Raw genomic sequence first — 15,053 nt, 5'->3', positions numbered from 1 at the left:
ACCGAGGTGTTTAGTTTGTTCATTCTAATAGCAGGCGCCTGCCTGCTGCTTGCCTTTGCGTATGGAGTATTGACTGCCGGCTGGTCTGAAGCGGCAGAGTTTGGGGTGTATTTCTTTTTGTTTGGCATCCAGGCCGTTTCCTTGTTTTTTGCGGGATATCAGACTCTCATGAGTTATTTGGGCATGAGGAAATATAAAAAGACCGAAATCAAGGAGGCAAAACATCGGTTCGCTGTATTGGTTGCCGCACATAATGAAGAAAGAGTGATCGGCCAGATTTGCAGGAATTTGAAGAATCTTGCTTATCCCAAACATCTTTATGATATTTATGTAATCTGTGACAATTGCAGTGATAAGACCGCCGAGGAGGCACGGAATGCGGGCGTTACCGCCATGGAGAGGAAGGAGCCAGAAAAAAGGGGAAAGGGTTTTGGACTCGAGTGGATGTTCGAAAGGCTTTGGGAAATGGAGGAAGAGGGAATCACCTATGATGCGGTCGTCATGTTCGATGCCGATAATCTCGTCGGCAGGGATTTTCTCCAGATCATCAATACAAAGCTTTTGGAAGGCCACGAGGTTGTACAGGCCTACCTCGATACGAAAAACCCGGAGGATACATGGGTTACGAAATCCTATTCTTTTGCATATTGGTCCACGAACCGTATTTATCAGCTGGTAAGGGAGCATTTAGGTTTAACCGCCCAGCTTGGGGGCACGGGCGTCACCGTTTCAACAAAGGTCCTGAAGGATATCGGCTGGGGGGCGACTTCCCTGACGGAGGATCTGGAATTTACCCAGCGGTATATCCTTAAAACAGGAAAAAGGGTCGCCTGGGCCCATGATGCGAGGGTTTACGACGAAAAGCCGCTTGGCTTTGCCCAATCTTTCCGGCAGAGAATCCGCTGGATGCAGGGGCATTTCGACACGATGACCCGCTATGCCATTCCCCTACTGTCCGAGGGAATCAAAAAAAGAAAATGGATGCTGATCGATTCAGCCATTTATCTGATCATGCCCTCAAGGTCGATCCTTGCCCTTATTCTCATGGCCGCCGGCCTCCTTTCGCTGACCGGAGTCTACAAGGCGGAAGGCCCGTTCGGAAATGTTGTAGACCGCTCTTTATTATTTAATGGATGGGTATATGGCATTTTTATCCTTGCTTATCTTTCCCTTCCGTTTACAGCTATGATCCTTGAGAAAAAAGGAAAAAAACTTCATTGGTTCGTGGTTTCCTATATTTTTGGACTCTCCTGGATTCCGGTAACGATACTCGGCTTCCTGAAACGAAATCAGCGTGAGTGGAGTCATACTGTGCATACGAGGTCAGTCGCCATTGAAGAGCTCGAGCTGGATGGGGAAGAAAGCCAGGAAGGAATCTTGGAGCCGAATCCCATTAAATAGCTGCAGGAAGGAGAATGAAGGAAAGGATGCCCGAACTTCCTGAAATGGAGAATTACCGGATTCTGCTCCATAATAAACTTGCATCAAAAAGAATTACAGACGTTTCTATAGGCAGGGAGAAATCCCTTAATGTTCCTGAAGCTGAATTTATTTCAAGCGTGAAAGGAAAAACTGTTTTATCTGTCACAAGAAGGGCAAAGCATCTCATTTTTACACTGTCTGACGGGCAGCTGCTGGTCCTTCACTTAATGCTCGGCGGCTGGATGTTCTGGGGGGAGGAGGAGGAAAAGCCAAACCGTACGTTTCAGATTATATTGAGCTTTGGAAGTGAGAGCCTCTATTTTATAGGGCTGCGGCTGGGGCATCTTCATCTATTGACCAGGCGGGAGGCAGAGAGGATTTTTGCTGAACTGGGCCCTGAGCCTCTGACTCCGGATTTCACCTATACAGCATTTCAGGCACTCCTTGCCAAAAAGAGGGGCAGACTTAAAATCAAGCTGGTGGATCAGCATTTTATCTCTGGGATTGGAAACTGCTACTCCGATGAAATTTGTTTTGAGGCAGGAATTCTTCCCTTCAGGGACATCAGCTCACTGAAACCGGAACAACAGGAGAAGCTGTACCACTCCATACGGACTCTGCTTCCTGAAGCGATCCAAAAAGGCGGGTATATGGAAAACCCTTTGTATCGGGGAGACCAGCTTACCGGCGGGTTTGATTCCCTGTGCCGAGTTTATGACCGGGGAGGAGAGCCCTGCCTAAGATGCGGCGGCAAGGTCAAAAAGGACATCATTTCCTCGAGAAAGACCTTTTATTGTCCTGACTGCCAAAGCTAGCAAGAACGTATTGATGAGGGTGAATATCATGTTAAAATTCGGCTGTCATCTCAGCATTAAAGAAGGCTACCTTGGTGCAGCAAAAAGAGCTTATTCCTACAAGGCACTGAGCTATCAATATTTCCCGAAGAATCCAAGGAGTTTGAGTGTGAAAAGCTATGATCACGAGGACGCGGAAGCCTGCCGGAACTTCTGTCTGGAGCATGCCATTGAATCTATAGCCCACACACCATACCCGACAAGTCTCACAGCGGAACGGGACAAAAAGGAAGCTGTCATCCAATCTCTGAAAAATGACTTGGAAATTGCAGAAGCCTGCGGTTCGCTGGGAGTCGTTGTCCATTTTGGCTCCCTCCTCCATTCAGGAGGACAGATTGATAGCTATAAGCTTATGATCGAGACCTTAAACGCTGTACTGGAAGGCTGGATGGGCAGCAGCCGTCTCTTGATCGAAAATAATGCTGGTGTAATAGGATCCATTGGAACCACGCTTGAGGAGCTGACACAGATCAGGAAGCTGTGCGAAAGGCCGGAAAAAATAGGCTTCTGCCTCGATACATGCCATGCCTTCGCCAGTGCTCTCTGGACAGGAGACAATTGGGCGGACTTGGCGGAAAAAGGAGAAAAGCTGGGATATTTCCAGGAATTGAAGGCCGTCCACCTAAACAACTGTAAATATCCGATGGGTGAAGGAAAGGACCGGCATGCCAATATTCTGCATTCAAGCGGGCATATCAAGGAGCATCAATTTGAAGAGCTGATCCATTCACCTGTGTTACAGCATGCGCTATTTGTTTTAGAAACTCCGAAGGACATGGGGGTTACCCATCAGGAAGAAATCAAGGAGCTTAAAAAGCGGTTTGGCCAGTCATAGACCCATCACCGCATGCTTTTTCAAAAAATGGCACAATGAAGGGAAGGATGGCCTGGGGCGAATGGATTATTTTCCTAATAGGCAGTTTTATTAGTAACAGCATTTCCCCCAATCTTGCTACCATATGGATAACTCCGTTTAAGAGAGTAAATTGGCAGCAGCAGAAAGAGGGAACTTATGAGGAAAATGAAAGGCATACTGGCAGCAGCAATCGCAGCAGCGATCACCCAGGGAGCTTTGCCAGCCCATGCAGCAGACACAGGGGAAACGTTAAAAGTGGGAGCGACTTCATTACATATCAGGAGCACGCCCGATATACATTCGTCCGTCATCGGATCTCTTCCTGACCGTTCGGAAATCTCCATTGATACAGTGAGGAATGGATGGGCAAGGATTTCTTATGGAGGAAAAAATGGCTGGGTTGCTTCTCAGTTCCTTTTTAAGTCCACAAAGGAAAACCACTCCCACCCACAATCTGCCGCTATAAAAAATATAGTGCCAAAAGGGGTTGGGGTCCATTTACGGAACGGTCCCGGCACCGGGTACGATATTGTGGGCAAGGCAGTTCCAGGTAAAACGTATTCCGTGGTCTCAGAAAGCGGCGGGTGGTATAAAGTTTCGCTGCAAAATGGGAGCTCAGCCTGGATGTCTAAAGAATTTGCCGGCGGAACCGGAGAAAAGGCTCCATCAGGCAGTTTAAGTGGCAGGACCATCGTGCTGGATCCAGGGCATGGAGGAATGGATCCGGGAGCTGCTGCCCTGAACGGGCGGCATGAAAAGGATTTTACCCTGAGTGCAGCAAAGGCGGCAGCTTCCCAGCTTAAGAAGCTGGGGGCGGATGTTTACCTTACAAGAAATGATGATACCTATCTTACACTTGCCGACCGCGTTTTGATTGATTCTGCCCATCAGGCGGATGCTTTTATCAGCTTTCATTTCAATTCGTTCAAAAATCCGGAGGCAAGAGGGTTAAGTACATACTATTACACGAAGGGTGAGGACATGCGCCTTGCCGGAGATATTCAGCAGTCCCTCAAGGCCAGAACCCATATACCGGACCAAGGGTCCAGGTTTGGCGATTTTTATGTATTAAGGGAGAATCCAGGGCTGGCCGTTTTAATAGAACTGGGTTATATCACGAATGGAACCGATTTATCGGAGATCTCATCAGCAGCCTTTAATCAGGAAATTGCCGATGGGGTTTCTAAAGGCCTCATTAAGTATTTTCAGCAGTAAATGTAAGAGAAATGCCTGGTTTTCGCAGATAACCAGGCATAATTTTTAAGGACAGAAAAATTTTATGATAGTATAATTTGGTAAACGATATATCGAGGTGAATTATGAAAACTTCTATAGAATGGACAGGGAAAATGTCCTTTTCAGGAACCACGCCTTCTGGGCATGAAATAAAAATGGATGCCGCACCCGAAGTGGGCGGGGAAAATACGGGAGCAAGGCCGACAGAGCTGCTGCTGCAGGCAGTCGCTGGATGTACGGCGATCGACATCGTCTCCATCCTCCAAAAGATGCGCCTTCAGCCATTATCATTAAAAGTGGATACGAGCGGGGAAAGAGCTGAAACGTTTCCTAAACGCTTCACAGACGTCCATATCCACTACATCCTGCAGGGAGATCTCCCTGATGATAAAGTGGCCCGGGCTATTAAGCTTTCGAAGGACACCTATTGCTCGGTATCCAATTCCTTGAACGCTAGGGTCTCCGTAAGCTATGAAATCAATGGCATCATGGGCCAGCCCATCGAATGACGGCCGGCTCGGATTCATCAATTTTTTATAAGGAAGGTTACATATGAAGATCAGCATTCTGGACCAGGCTCCTGTTTACGAAGGAGCGTCCAATTTCCAGGCGCTCCAGGAAGCGCTGCGCCTTGCGCAAACCGGTGAGGAGTACGGCTACACAAGATACTGGATCGCAGAGCATCATGATCTAAAGGGTCTTGCCTGCCCGGCACCAGAAATCATGATCGGGTATATCGGCGGACAGACCAAGAGGATCCGCCTTGGATCTGGGGCAGTCCTCCTCCCGCACTATAAGCCTTATAAAATAGCGGAGCAGTTCAATCTTCTGGCCACGTTGTTCCCAGGAAGGATAGATCTTGGGATTGGCAGGGCACCCGGCGGGTCCGCAGAAGCATCCATGGCCCTGTCTGACAATTTCCTGGAAAAGGTCTGGAAAATGCCGGAGCTGGTCAAGGAGCTCCTGAATTTTATCCGCGGAACCTTTGCTTCAGATCATCTGTATGCCAAGGTGAAGCCATCACCAGTCCCTGATCAGCCGCCCATTCCATGGATTCTTGGTACCAGTCCAAAAAGTGCGGTTCTCGCGGCGGAAAACGGGACGGGCTATGTTTTCGGGCAGTTTATGAGCGATCATGATCCCGCAGAAATCATTCAGGATTATTATCATAACCATAAAAGTAATGCTTTGTTACCAGAACCTAATGCCATCCTTGCAGTATCTTCCATCTGCGCCCTGGACTCCGACTACGCCCAAAGCCTTGCGTTCCGCAATGCGATCGGAAGGCTGAAGCAGGATAAAGGAGAAGGCGGGGGCCTGCCAGGCAGGGAGGAAGCCGAACATTATCCGCTGACTGCAGATGAAAAAGGGCTTGTGGAGGCCTATAAGAACGCCATTATTGCCGGGAATCCTTCTGAAGTTGGGAGCAGGCTGATGGAGACCGCCGAAAAGAACCATGTGGATGAGCTGATGATCATCACAAGAACTCCAGACTATCAAGAGAGACTAGTATCCTACCAATTAATCGGGAAAGAAATAATCAAAAAATAGAAAAAATAGGGAGAGCCGATTATGAATCATTTTGTATTTTCTTGTATTGCACCGCATGGCGGGGAGATCATACCTGAGCTCCAAGGCAGCCAGGGGGACAGAATGGATCTTACTAGAAAAAGCATGATGGAGCTGGGCAGGATGATGAAAGAAGTCGAGCCGGAGGTGATTGTCCTATTTACACCACATGGCACCCGGGTCAATGGCTTTTTTTCTATTACAGTCTCCGAGAGGCTGGAAGGGACGCTAGACGAAAATGATGCCGTTTTCTCTATGGAAAGAAAGGTGGACCCTGAATTAGGCAGATCGATCGCTTCTTATGCGCTGGATGCAGGAGTGCCGGCCGTGACCATCAATTACGGTACTTCCTCAGGCCCTTATTCCTGCCTGCAGCTGGATTGGGGAGCTATGGTGCCTTTAAGGTTCATGCCTGATGTTCCTGTTGTAGTCATCACCCCATCTCGGGAGCTGAGCTTTGAACAGCATGTTCAGATGGGGAAGGCGGTCAAGGACGCCGCTAGGGCTTCAGGAAAAAGAGTTGGCTTGATTGCCAGCTGTGACTGGTCCCATGCGCATGATGCAGAAGGCCCGTATGGCTATGACCCTGCAGCACGGGAGCTGGACCTTGAGGTGGTCGAATTGATCAAACAAAATAAATTAGAAGAAATGGCATCCTTTGATCCGGAATATATTGATGCGGCTAAGCCGGATGGAATCTGGCAGACCCTGATGCTGGCTGGTGCCATTCCGGAAGAAGATCGAAAGGCAGAATTCCTCTCCTACGAAGCACCGACCTATTTCGGACTGATTTGTGCCGCCTACAGATAATCACCGTTTTAAGTGTCTGATTTCAATGAGATTGGCAAAACTGTTGTTAGATACTTTCAAGAATGGGGCTTTGTTATGCCGAAATTACATATTTTAGGGTTTGGAGAGTTCGCGGTCGAAACGGGTAAAAAACTTGTGTTAGCGATTGAGGACAGCGGGGTAAACATCCTGCACCGCTGCGGCGGAAAAGGGAAATGCACAACATGCAGGGTAGAAATCCTTGAAGGAGACTATACAGAAACCTCCCCTCAAAAAGCTTTGGATTCAAAGTATTTTATCGATGACCAGCTGAGGCTTTCCTGTCAGCTTCGAATTGCCGGGGACCTGAAGATCCGGACCATAAAGACCGTTGAAAACAGCGGCCTTGAAGCGGGCCCGCGTCCTTTGGGGCAATAAATGATTCTATATTTTCATTATCGTGATATAATTAAAGAATTGGGATTTCTTATACTCAAGAAACAATAAGTACATTTGGGGGTTTATGTTTTGAAGTGGACCAATAAAATTGCCACCACGCTTGAGTGGGGCGACATATCCAATAAAGAACAAAAAGAGGCGGTTGCTGAAAAGGTAGCTCAGCGGGTAAAAGATGGAGATGTCATCGGAGTAGGGTCTGGTTCTACTTCATTTTTGGCCTTGCAGGCCATCAGCCGCAAGGTAAAAAATGAAGGACTGACCGTAACCGCAGTCCCTACCTCCCAGGAAGTGTCCAATGCATGTTCCATCCTGGGCATTCCAACATCCACACTATTGAATGTAAGGCCTGACTGGGCATTTGATGGAGCAGATGAAGTAGACGGACAAAAAAATCTGATCAAAGGCCGCGGCGGCGCCTTATTTGCCGAAAAACTCGTTATGAAAAGCTCGCCGGAAAACTACATATTAGTGGATGAATCCAAATTCGTCACACGTCTTGGCGAAAAATTTGCCGTTCCGATTGAAGTCGACCCTCGTGCCATCCACCTGGTTGAAGAGGAACTGTTAAAATACAAAGCGCGCGAAATCACACAAAGAATGGCTGTATCGAAGGATGGCCCGGTCATCACGGAAGCAGGGAACCTCATTTTAGATGTGCGTTTCGAGGAAATCGGCAGCGGCTTTGAGAAAGAAATCAAGTCCATTCCTGGCGTTATTGAAACAGGATTATTTATGGGCTACAATGTTGAAATTCTATCTATTTAATAAAAGCCTGGGGATTTCCCCAGGCTTTTATTACGCACCTTTCACTGCTTCTTCGGCTGCTTTCTGTACACGCTTGTCGAGGCGTGGGGAAATAAAGATGTAGATCAGGGCCCCCATGAGTCCGACCCCGGTAATGAAAACAGAAATTCCAAAGCTGGAAATGAAGGCGCTCAGGGTCACGGTCAAAGAGCAGATCAGCATGGCCACATTGAATGTCAGACCGGATACGGCCATGTAAGAGCTCCTTGCATGATCCGGCGGAAGAGAAGCCATATAATTCTGCTGGACTGGAACACGGACAACCTCAGCTATGGTGGCGGCCAGCATCCCGATAAACAGGAGCCAGATATTATTCGAATATGAAATGATCGAATATCCGGCAGCGAAGACCAGACAGCTGTAAATGAGGACTTTCCGGTCTTCCCATTTCCCGGCAAGTTTAGCTGCGAACAGGGCCATCACCACTACCAGGATGGTATTTTCCGTCCTTAAGAATCCAGTCATCTCCACTCCCCCAAAGCTCATGCCAAACAGGTGGTTTTCATGCATTTGTTTGGCGAGCCTGATGCTGATATAGCTTGTCAGCTGGAACTCCATGGAAAGAACAAGCAGCCCTCCTAAAACAAATAAAATGAATACCTTATCCTGGAACACTTCCTTATAAGTTAAAAGCATTTTCTTCGCCTGGCCGCCCAGTGAGACAGAAGCATCCCGCACAGGCTGATAGCTTTCGTCAATAAAGAAGGTGATCAGTACCCAGGTGATCAGGGAGGTACAGCACAGCCCGATTAATAATTCAAAAAGATAGTGCTTGAATAAGAATCCTCCCATAATACCGCCAAGGGCAATGGAAAGATTATTAGCCCAATACATGATGGAGTACATCGTTTTTCTTTCCTCCGGCCTGCTCACATCCATCAGCATTGCCTGGCTGGCCGGCCCTGCCAATCCCCAGCATACACTGTTAAAGGTCATCATGATGTAGGTTAAAACAGGAGAGTGAAACCACGGAGAGTTAGAAAGCATAATCACAAAGAAGGAAACAAAACGCAGACTTTCCGCAAATACAATGATCTTCTTCCGGCCGAACTGGTCAGAAAAGTACCCTCCGTAAAAATTGATGGCAATTCCTACACAAACATTGATCAGAAGTAAAATTCCTGTCTCCTTCGTCCCAAAATATTGTGAGAGATAAATGGCCATAAATGGAAAAATCATGCTGCCGATAAACGAGCTCAAAAACGACTCGGCCAGCCGGATTTTAATCGTTCGATGAAAAGACATAATATTCATAGTCACAGGCCCCCCATACAAAAAAACTGTCTCTGAAATTCCATTATACCTAAAAAAAGGAAAAAAACTCTAATAATCGATAATTTCTCAATTTTTAGTAAATGATATATATAAAAAGTTATAAGGGCCGGCCCCAAGGGTAGAGAGTTATTATAGTATTTGAAGTAAAGCTATGAGAGGCACTGTTATAGAATAAGGAGCAAAAGTTAAGATGCAGAAAAACAATAAAAAGACAGATAGCAGCAGGAAATCTTTCATCAAACGGTAAATATTTATATAGAGTTATAAAGGTTAACATTGTCCATACATACTTTAAAGAAAGATAAAAATATCAGCTGGAGTGGTGCCATGTTATCGGTCGGTAGATTTTTCAATTTCCTCTGGGACGGTTTGACTCTTAAGTTTGTTACGGAAAAAGAAATTATCAGTTATTATAAATGGTTCATGGTATGTGCCTTTGTCCTGGAGGCTTATTTAGCTGTATTATTTACGTATACATTATATTTGGAGTTCCATTTTGATTACGGGCCGGAATTCCTCCTTTTGCTCTGTGGTGCGGTATTACTGGGGACGGTTGTCATTACGGTCTTGCTCATTAAATCCTTGGTGAAAAGAAAATGCTGACTGTGTGTGAAATCGGCAGAGAGTTAATATGATGCAGGTCAATGTTTAATGAGGTGAGGGTCCATCAAAGGGGGGAGGCTTTGGCCGGCCAAGTATTCACTATGGTATTTCAGGCCGCCTGGAAACTGCCCGTCCACCTGGTATGACCAGCTTATCGTCGGCGGGTATAAGCTCCATGCTTCTATGAGCCGAACGCCGAAACATGTGAAAGCATCTATCAAACCTATTAACTGCGAAGGGGAGCCGGCCCGGCTTCCCTTTATTTTGGGTGAAAACTTTCAACATCCTGACCCGTTGGACTGCCAAACCCCAAGAAAATCAGCGTTGCTGGGCCTTTTGTAGAAGGTTTGTAGAACGAAGTCGAAACTTGTATAGACATTTTTTTCTGAAAATTGTTGAAATCGATTTCAATCTGGAGTACATTAAAGGTGTAAGCGATTGCTGAAATCGATTACATTATTGGCTGAAGGAGGGAAAAGGGGGAAAATCGTTGACCACCATTGCGGATGTTGCAAATCTGGCTGGCTTGTCCCGGGCGACCGTTTCCAGGGTGATCAATAATCATCCGAATGTCTCTGAAGAGAAGAAGCGCCTGGTGCGGGAGGCGATGGATCGGCTCAATTATGTTCCGAATTCCTCGGCCCAAAAGCTGCGGAGCCAGAAGACGGATACCATTGCCATTTTAGTTCCAGTCCTTACTAATCCTTTTTTTGCTTATCTTTTAGAGGCAATGGATGAAGTCGCAACAGAGAACAATCTGCAGTTATTAGTCTGTCAGACGCGGTATGACAAGGAGAAGGAACACAATTATTTAAAGCTGCTTATGACCAAGCAGGTTGATGGGCTCATTCTCACTTCCTGTGAAAATGATTGGAACAGCCTGGCTGAGTATGCCAAATACGGCCCGATGATTTTATGCAATGAAAGCAGTGAACAGGTTCCAGTACCGGCTGTCCGTCTGGACCATGAGAAGGCAGCGTTTGATGCATGCTGCCATTTAATCGAGCAGGGCTGCAGAAGGATCGCCTTTACGTATGGCGATACGGTCTCAAGCGTCACGCTGGGAAGAGAAGCAGGATATAAAAGTGCATTATCCCATCATGGCATTCCGCTCTGCGAAGATCTGCTTGTCAGCCAAGTTTATAACTTGGAGGACGGCAGAAAAGCATTTAACTATTTTACCAGTTTAAAAGAAAGGCCTGATGGAATTTTTACGGGCAGCGATCAAGTAGCGACAGGAATCATCATGGAAGCCAAAGCTAACAACATAAATATCCCGGATGATTTGGCCATCATCGGGTTTGATGATCAGCCCATCGCTACAGTCGTGGAGCCGGCGCTCACCACTATCAGGCAGCCGATCAAGGAAATGGGCAAGAAAGCAATGGAAATGCTGATCGAGGCAATCGGGCAAAAAGAGACACTTACATATCAAGAGATCCTTTTGCCTTATGAACTGATGATTAGAGATTCTTCAAAATTTAAAATCAATTAATCAGGGGGTACCTATGAAAAAGTCCAGTAAAGCAAAGTTATTGACAGTGTTCGCCAGCCTTTCGCTCGCTTTGGCGGCGTGCAGCAGTGATTCCAGCAGCAGTAATGAAAAGGATAAGAATTCAAGCAGCAGCAATGGTAAAAAAGTGACCATCGTTTACGCACGCGGTAAGGATGTTACAAAAGGTACAGCGAAAATGGTGGAAGCCTTTGAAAAATCGCATAAGAACATCGATGTGAAATTCCAGGAGATGCCTGCTGATACCGGAAAGCAGCATGATCAGTATATTACGGCCTTCAATGCTAAATCAACCGGCATTGATGTCATAGATATGGACGTAATCTGGCCGGCAGAATTTGCTCAGGCGGACTATGTGCTGCCGCTTGACCGGTTCATCCAGCAGGATGGAATCGACTTAAATGAATATAACCAGGGAGCACTGGCTGCTGCACAGTTTAACGGCAAACAGTGGGCACTGCCAAAATTCGTGGATGCTGGTCTGCTTTTTTATAGAAAAGACCTTGTGAAAGAAAATGAAGTTCCGAAAACCTGGGATGACCTGATCAAGCAGGCAAAGGCGAAGCAGGGGCAGGGCGGTTCAAAATTCGGATATATCATGCAGGCTAAACAATATGAGGGGCTCGTATGTAATGCTGTAGAATTTGTCAGCGCATATGGCGGCAAATTCATCAATGAGAAAAATGAAGTAACGGTAAACAGCCCGGAAACCATTAAGGGTCTGAAAAAATTGGTGGAAGTGGCAAAGTCAAGCATTGTTCCTGGAAATGTTACCACTTTCTCTGAACTGGAAACGGACCAGGCATACATCGAAGGACAGTCTGTCTTTGTACGAAACTGGCCGTATGAATACGCAAGCGCGAACGACAAAGAAAAATCCAAAATTGCCGGAAATGTAGGTGTTGCCCCTCTTCCTGCCGGTGATAAGGGTTCTGCTGCAGCACTTGGAGGCTGGATGGCAGGTATTAATAAAAACACCAAGCATCCGAAAGAAGCGTGGGAATTCCTGAAATTCATGGCGGGTGAAGAAGGACAGAAAATTGATGCCATTTATGGCGGCCATGCACCTACTATTCTAAAACTTTATCAAGACCAGGATGTATTAAAAGCCAACCCTACCTTTGGCGATAAAGGATTCCAGGATGGATTGGCTGCAGCCGTGTCACGTCCGGTAGCTCCTAACTATCCTGAAATCTCAGAGATTATCCAAATCCACGTTTCAAACGCCATTGCAGGCAAAGAAACAGTCGAGCAGGCGGTCCAAGCCATGGATAAAGAAATGAAAGAAAAGCTTAAATCCTAAGAAGACAGCCTAATACTGATGCTGGTTAAGGCAGTCCCTAAGGGACAAAGTCCTTAACCAGCATCATTCATTTCTCTCATAAAAGGTGGGGTAAGAATGAAAAACAGCGGCATGGAGGGACAGGCAGGCGTCGAATTGAACAAGCAGGACGCCAGACTTCCCGTGAAAAAAGCTCCGAAAAGAGAAAGGCAGAAGAAGGAAAGCAGGGCAGCCCTTTACCTAGTGGCACCAGCCATGATCCTGATTTTCATAGTGGCGGTATGGCCGGTCCTTCAATCCTTCTATTACAGCCTGTTTGATCTAAGATTAAGCGACCCAAAAAAATCGGAAGTGCACCTAAAGTACAGCGTGGACCTTGGCAGATATCTTGATAATTATCCGTTTCTGATTTCTTCCATTGATAGTGAAATCAAAAAGGGAAATGATGCCGCAGAGCTTCAGGATATCAAGGAGAAGCTGCAATCCCTGGATGAAAAGCTCCAGAAGGATCCGAAGGTGAAGTCCCAATACAATGCCGTAAATGATAAACTTATGAATTTTAAACAGCCCTCCGAGGATATTCGATTTGCAGATGTAGAAAAATCGACGGCGGAGGAATTTTCGAAAACAACCGAATCCGTTTCTTCCCAGCTGAATAAAGCAGCCAAGAAGACAGAATTCACACAGGAGAAAAAATTGCTCGGTCTTGCTTCGGGTATGAAAGATTCGATCATTAAGCCGACCTTTATTGGCTTGAAGCATTATAAAGAAGATTTAACAGAGCCGCGTATGTGGAGGGCACTCGGAAATACCCTGACATTCACCGTTATATCGGTGGCAGCGGAGCTTGTTCTGGGACTTGCCATAGCCCTCTTGATCAATAAAGCCTTTTTTGGACGGGGCTTAATCAGGGCATCCATCCTGATTCCATGGGCGATCCCTACGGCTGTTTCGGCTATGATGTGGAGCTTTCTCTATGACGGACAGAACGGGATTGTGGCCAAGCTGTTCGAATCGGTTGGGATTGTCGATAAGATGAGCAATCTTCTGACCACCAGCACGGGTGCCATGTTTTCGGTCATCTTTACAGATGTCTGGAAGACAACGCCGTATATGTCTTTGCTTCTCCTTGCGGGTCTGCAGACTATCCCTTCATCCTTATATGAAGCTGCTTCCATTGACGGAGCAGGCAAATGGAAGCAATTCACAAACGTAACACTTCCACTGCTGAAGTCGAGCATCCTGGTTGCCCTGCTTTTCCGTACTCTGGATGCGTTCCGTGTATTCGATTTGATCTATGTATTAACAGGAGGCGGTCCGGCGAATTCTACGGAAACGATTTCTATACTGGCATATAAAGTTATGTTCTCCCAAACCAATTTTGGAGAAGGATCTGCGTTATCTGTCATCGTGTTCCTGTGTGTGGCGGTCATTTCCATGCTGTTTATCAAGTTCCTCGGAAGAGACTTGTTGAATGATGGAAACGGGGCAGGAAGATAAAATTCTTTTATCAGGAGCGATGGACAATGAGATTTGGATCAGACTTTTCTAAAAGGGAGTGGAGAGAGTGAGAAAAAAAGCAAATCCTTTCTTTTATTTGTTTTTAGTCGTTTTCGTATTCTTTGTAATGTTTCCGTTTTTATGGATGCTGCTCAGCTCAATAAAGCCGCTGAGTGAGCTGTTTGGGGATAAGGCATTTACTCCATTCAGCAGCCATCCTACTTTTCAGAGCTATGTGTCTGTCTTTGTAGACTATCCCTTCATGAGGTATTTATGGAATAGTGCGGTGGTTTCAACCATCACAACCGTTTATACGGTCATTGTCGCCTCATTCGCAGCCTATGCGATCGCGCGTCTTCAGTTCAAGGGGAAAACATTCATTCTTGGGATTGTTCTATCTGTTTCAATGTTTCCGCAGATTGCTACCATATCCCCAATTTACATTTTTTTGAAAAATATAGGTTTAACGAATTCATATTTAGGTTTAATTATACCTTATACAACATTTGCACTGCCTCTTTCCATCTGGCTGCTGGTTACCTTCTATAGGAAGATTCCGGGAGACCTCGAGGAGGCGGCGAAAATGGACGGTGCCACATTGATGCAGACCTATTGGAAGGTCATCATGCCCCTGGCTGTACCTGGCATGTTTACGACGGCCATCCTGGTATTTATTGCTGCGTGGAATGAGTTCTTATTCGCTTTGACCATCAACACCGATACAAATTACAAAACCGTCCCGGTAGGCATTGCCATGTTCCAGGGACAGTTCACGATTCCTTGGGGAGAAATTTCTGCGGCTACCGTCGTAGTTACAGTTCCGCTGGTTATTATGGTCCTGATTTTCCAAAGGAGAATCGTATCCGGTCTTACATCCGGTTCTGTCAAAGAATAGAAAAGGAGATGCCAAAT

15 protein-coding genes and 1 pseudogene are annotated in these 15,053 nt (G+C 46.3%); 15 read left to right on the top strand and 1 reads right to left on the bottom strand.

What is annotated here, in order from left to right; translation table 11 throughout:
• Positions 1–15: 15 nt before the first annotated feature.
• The 9 genes from H539_RS28525 to rpiA all read left to right on the top strand — a co-directional run bounded on the left by H539_RS28525 (position 16) and on the right by rpiA (position 7,929).
• Entirely contained in the window at positions 16–1,401 is a 1,386-nt protein-coding gene (locus H539_RS28525) for a glycosyltransferase family 2 protein (RefSeq protein WP_155890046.1), read from the top strand.
• A 26-nt stretch (positions 1,402–1,427) separates the two neighbouring features.
• Positions 1,428–2,237 (top strand): Fpg/Nei family DNA glycosylase, encoded by an 810-nt coding sequence (locus tag H539_RS0113655; RefSeq protein ID WP_026693985.1) that lies wholly within the window; start codon positions 1,428–1,430, stop codon positions 2,235–2,237.
• A gap of 28 nt (positions 2,238–2,265) precedes the next feature.
• The gene (locus tag H539_RS0113650) at positions 2,266–3,111 is read left to right on the top strand and encodes a deoxyribonuclease IV (protein WP_245602181.1); all 846 of its coding nucleotides are present in this window, start codon (positions 2,266–2,268) and stop codon (positions 3,109–3,111) included.
• Between the two features lie 177 nt (positions 3,112–3,288).
• Entirely contained in the window at positions 3,289–4,347 is a 1,059-nt protein-coding gene (locus H539_RS30180) for an N-acetylmuramoyl-L-alanine amidase family protein (RefSeq protein WP_026693983.1), read from the top strand.
• Between the two features lie 104 nt (positions 4,348–4,451).
• Entirely contained in the window at positions 4,452–4,877 is a 426-nt protein-coding gene (locus tag H539_RS0113640; protein ID WP_026693982.1) for an OsmC family protein, read from the top strand.
• A gap of 43 nt (positions 4,878–4,920) precedes the next feature.
• Positions 4,921–5,919, top strand: a complete 999-nt coding sequence (locus H539_RS0113635; protein WP_026693981.1) for an LLM class flavin-dependent oxidoreductase — start codon at positions 4,921–4,923, stop codon at positions 5,917–5,919.
• Positions 5,920–5,940: 21 nt separating this feature from the next.
• Positions 5,941–6,747: a DODA-type extradiol aromatic ring-opening family dioxygenase gene (locus H539_RS0113630; protein ID WP_026693980.1), complete on the top strand. Its 807-nt coding sequence runs from the start codon at positions 5,941–5,943 to the stop codon at positions 6,745–6,747.
• A 75-nt stretch (positions 6,748–6,822) separates the two neighbouring features.
• A complete protein-coding gene (locus H539_RS0113625; protein WP_026693979.1) occupies positions 6,823–7,143 on the top strand; it encodes a 2Fe-2S iron-sulfur cluster-binding protein in 321 nt (106 codons plus the stop codon).
• Positions 7,144–7,233: 90 nt separating this feature from the next.
• Positions 7,234–7,929, top strand: a complete 696-nt coding sequence (gene rpiA, locus H539_RS0113620; protein WP_026693978.1) for a ribose 5-phosphate isomerase A — start codon at positions 7,234–7,236, stop codon at positions 7,927–7,929.
• A 30-nt stretch (positions 7,930–7,959) separates the two neighbouring features.
• On the opposite strand, the gene H539_RS0113615 is transcribed toward rpiA, so the two are convergent.
• On the bottom strand, positions 7,960–9,222 hold the full coding sequence (locus H539_RS0113615; protein WP_026693977.1) for an MDR family MFS transporter: 1,263 nt from the start codon (positions 9,220–9,222) through the stop codon (positions 7,960–7,962).
• Positions 9,223–9,570: 348 nt separating this feature from the next.
• Between H539_RS0113615 and H539_RS0113610 the strand changes: the two genes are divergently transcribed.
• The 6 genes and pseudogenes from H539_RS0113610 (at position 9,571) to H539_RS0113590 (ending at position 15,036) form a co-directional block, all read left to right on the top strand.
• The gene (locus tag H539_RS0113610) at positions 9,571–9,846 is read left to right on the top strand and encodes a hypothetical protein (RefSeq protein ID WP_026693976.1); all 276 of its coding nucleotides are present in this window, start codon (positions 9,571–9,573) and stop codon (positions 9,844–9,846) included.
• Positions 9,847–9,906: 60 nt separating this feature from the next.
• Positions 9,907–10,076 (top strand): annotated as a pseudogene (locus H539_RS32840) (cell wall hydrolase); the annotation flags it as partial.
• A gap of 260 nt (positions 10,077–10,336) precedes the next feature.
• Positions 10,337–11,341: a LacI family DNA-binding transcriptional regulator gene (locus tag H539_RS0113605; protein WP_026693975.1), complete on the top strand. Its 1,005-nt coding sequence runs from the start codon at positions 10,337–10,339 to the stop codon at positions 11,339–11,341.
• Between the two features lie 13 nt (positions 11,342–11,354).
• Positions 11,355–12,662 carry an ABC transporter substrate-binding protein gene (locus H539_RS0113600; RefSeq protein ID WP_026693974.1) on the top strand — a complete coding sequence of 436 codons (1,308 nt, stop codon included), beginning with the start codon at positions 11,355–11,357 and terminating at the stop codon, positions 12,660–12,662.
• 234 nt (positions 12,663–12,896) lie between these two features.
• Entirely contained in the window at positions 12,897–14,141 is a 1,245-nt protein-coding gene (locus tag H539_RS0113595; RefSeq protein WP_051348627.1) for an ABC transporter permease subunit, read from the top strand.
• Between the two features lie 67 nt (positions 14,142–14,208).
• On the top strand, positions 14,209–15,036 hold the full coding sequence (locus H539_RS0113590) for a carbohydrate ABC transporter permease (RefSeq protein WP_026693972.1): 828 nt from the start codon (positions 14,209–14,211) through the stop codon (positions 15,034–15,036).
• The last annotated feature ends 17 nt before the right edge of the window (positions 15,037–15,053 follow it).

Source organism: Peribacillus kribbensis DSM 17871, from assembly GCF_000430765.1.
In the GTDB taxonomy this organism is placed as follows: Bacteria; Bacillota; Bacilli; order Bacillales; family DSM-1321; genus Paraperibacillus; species Paraperibacillus kribbensis.
This window is presented reverse-complemented; position numbering and strand designations above follow the sequence as displayed.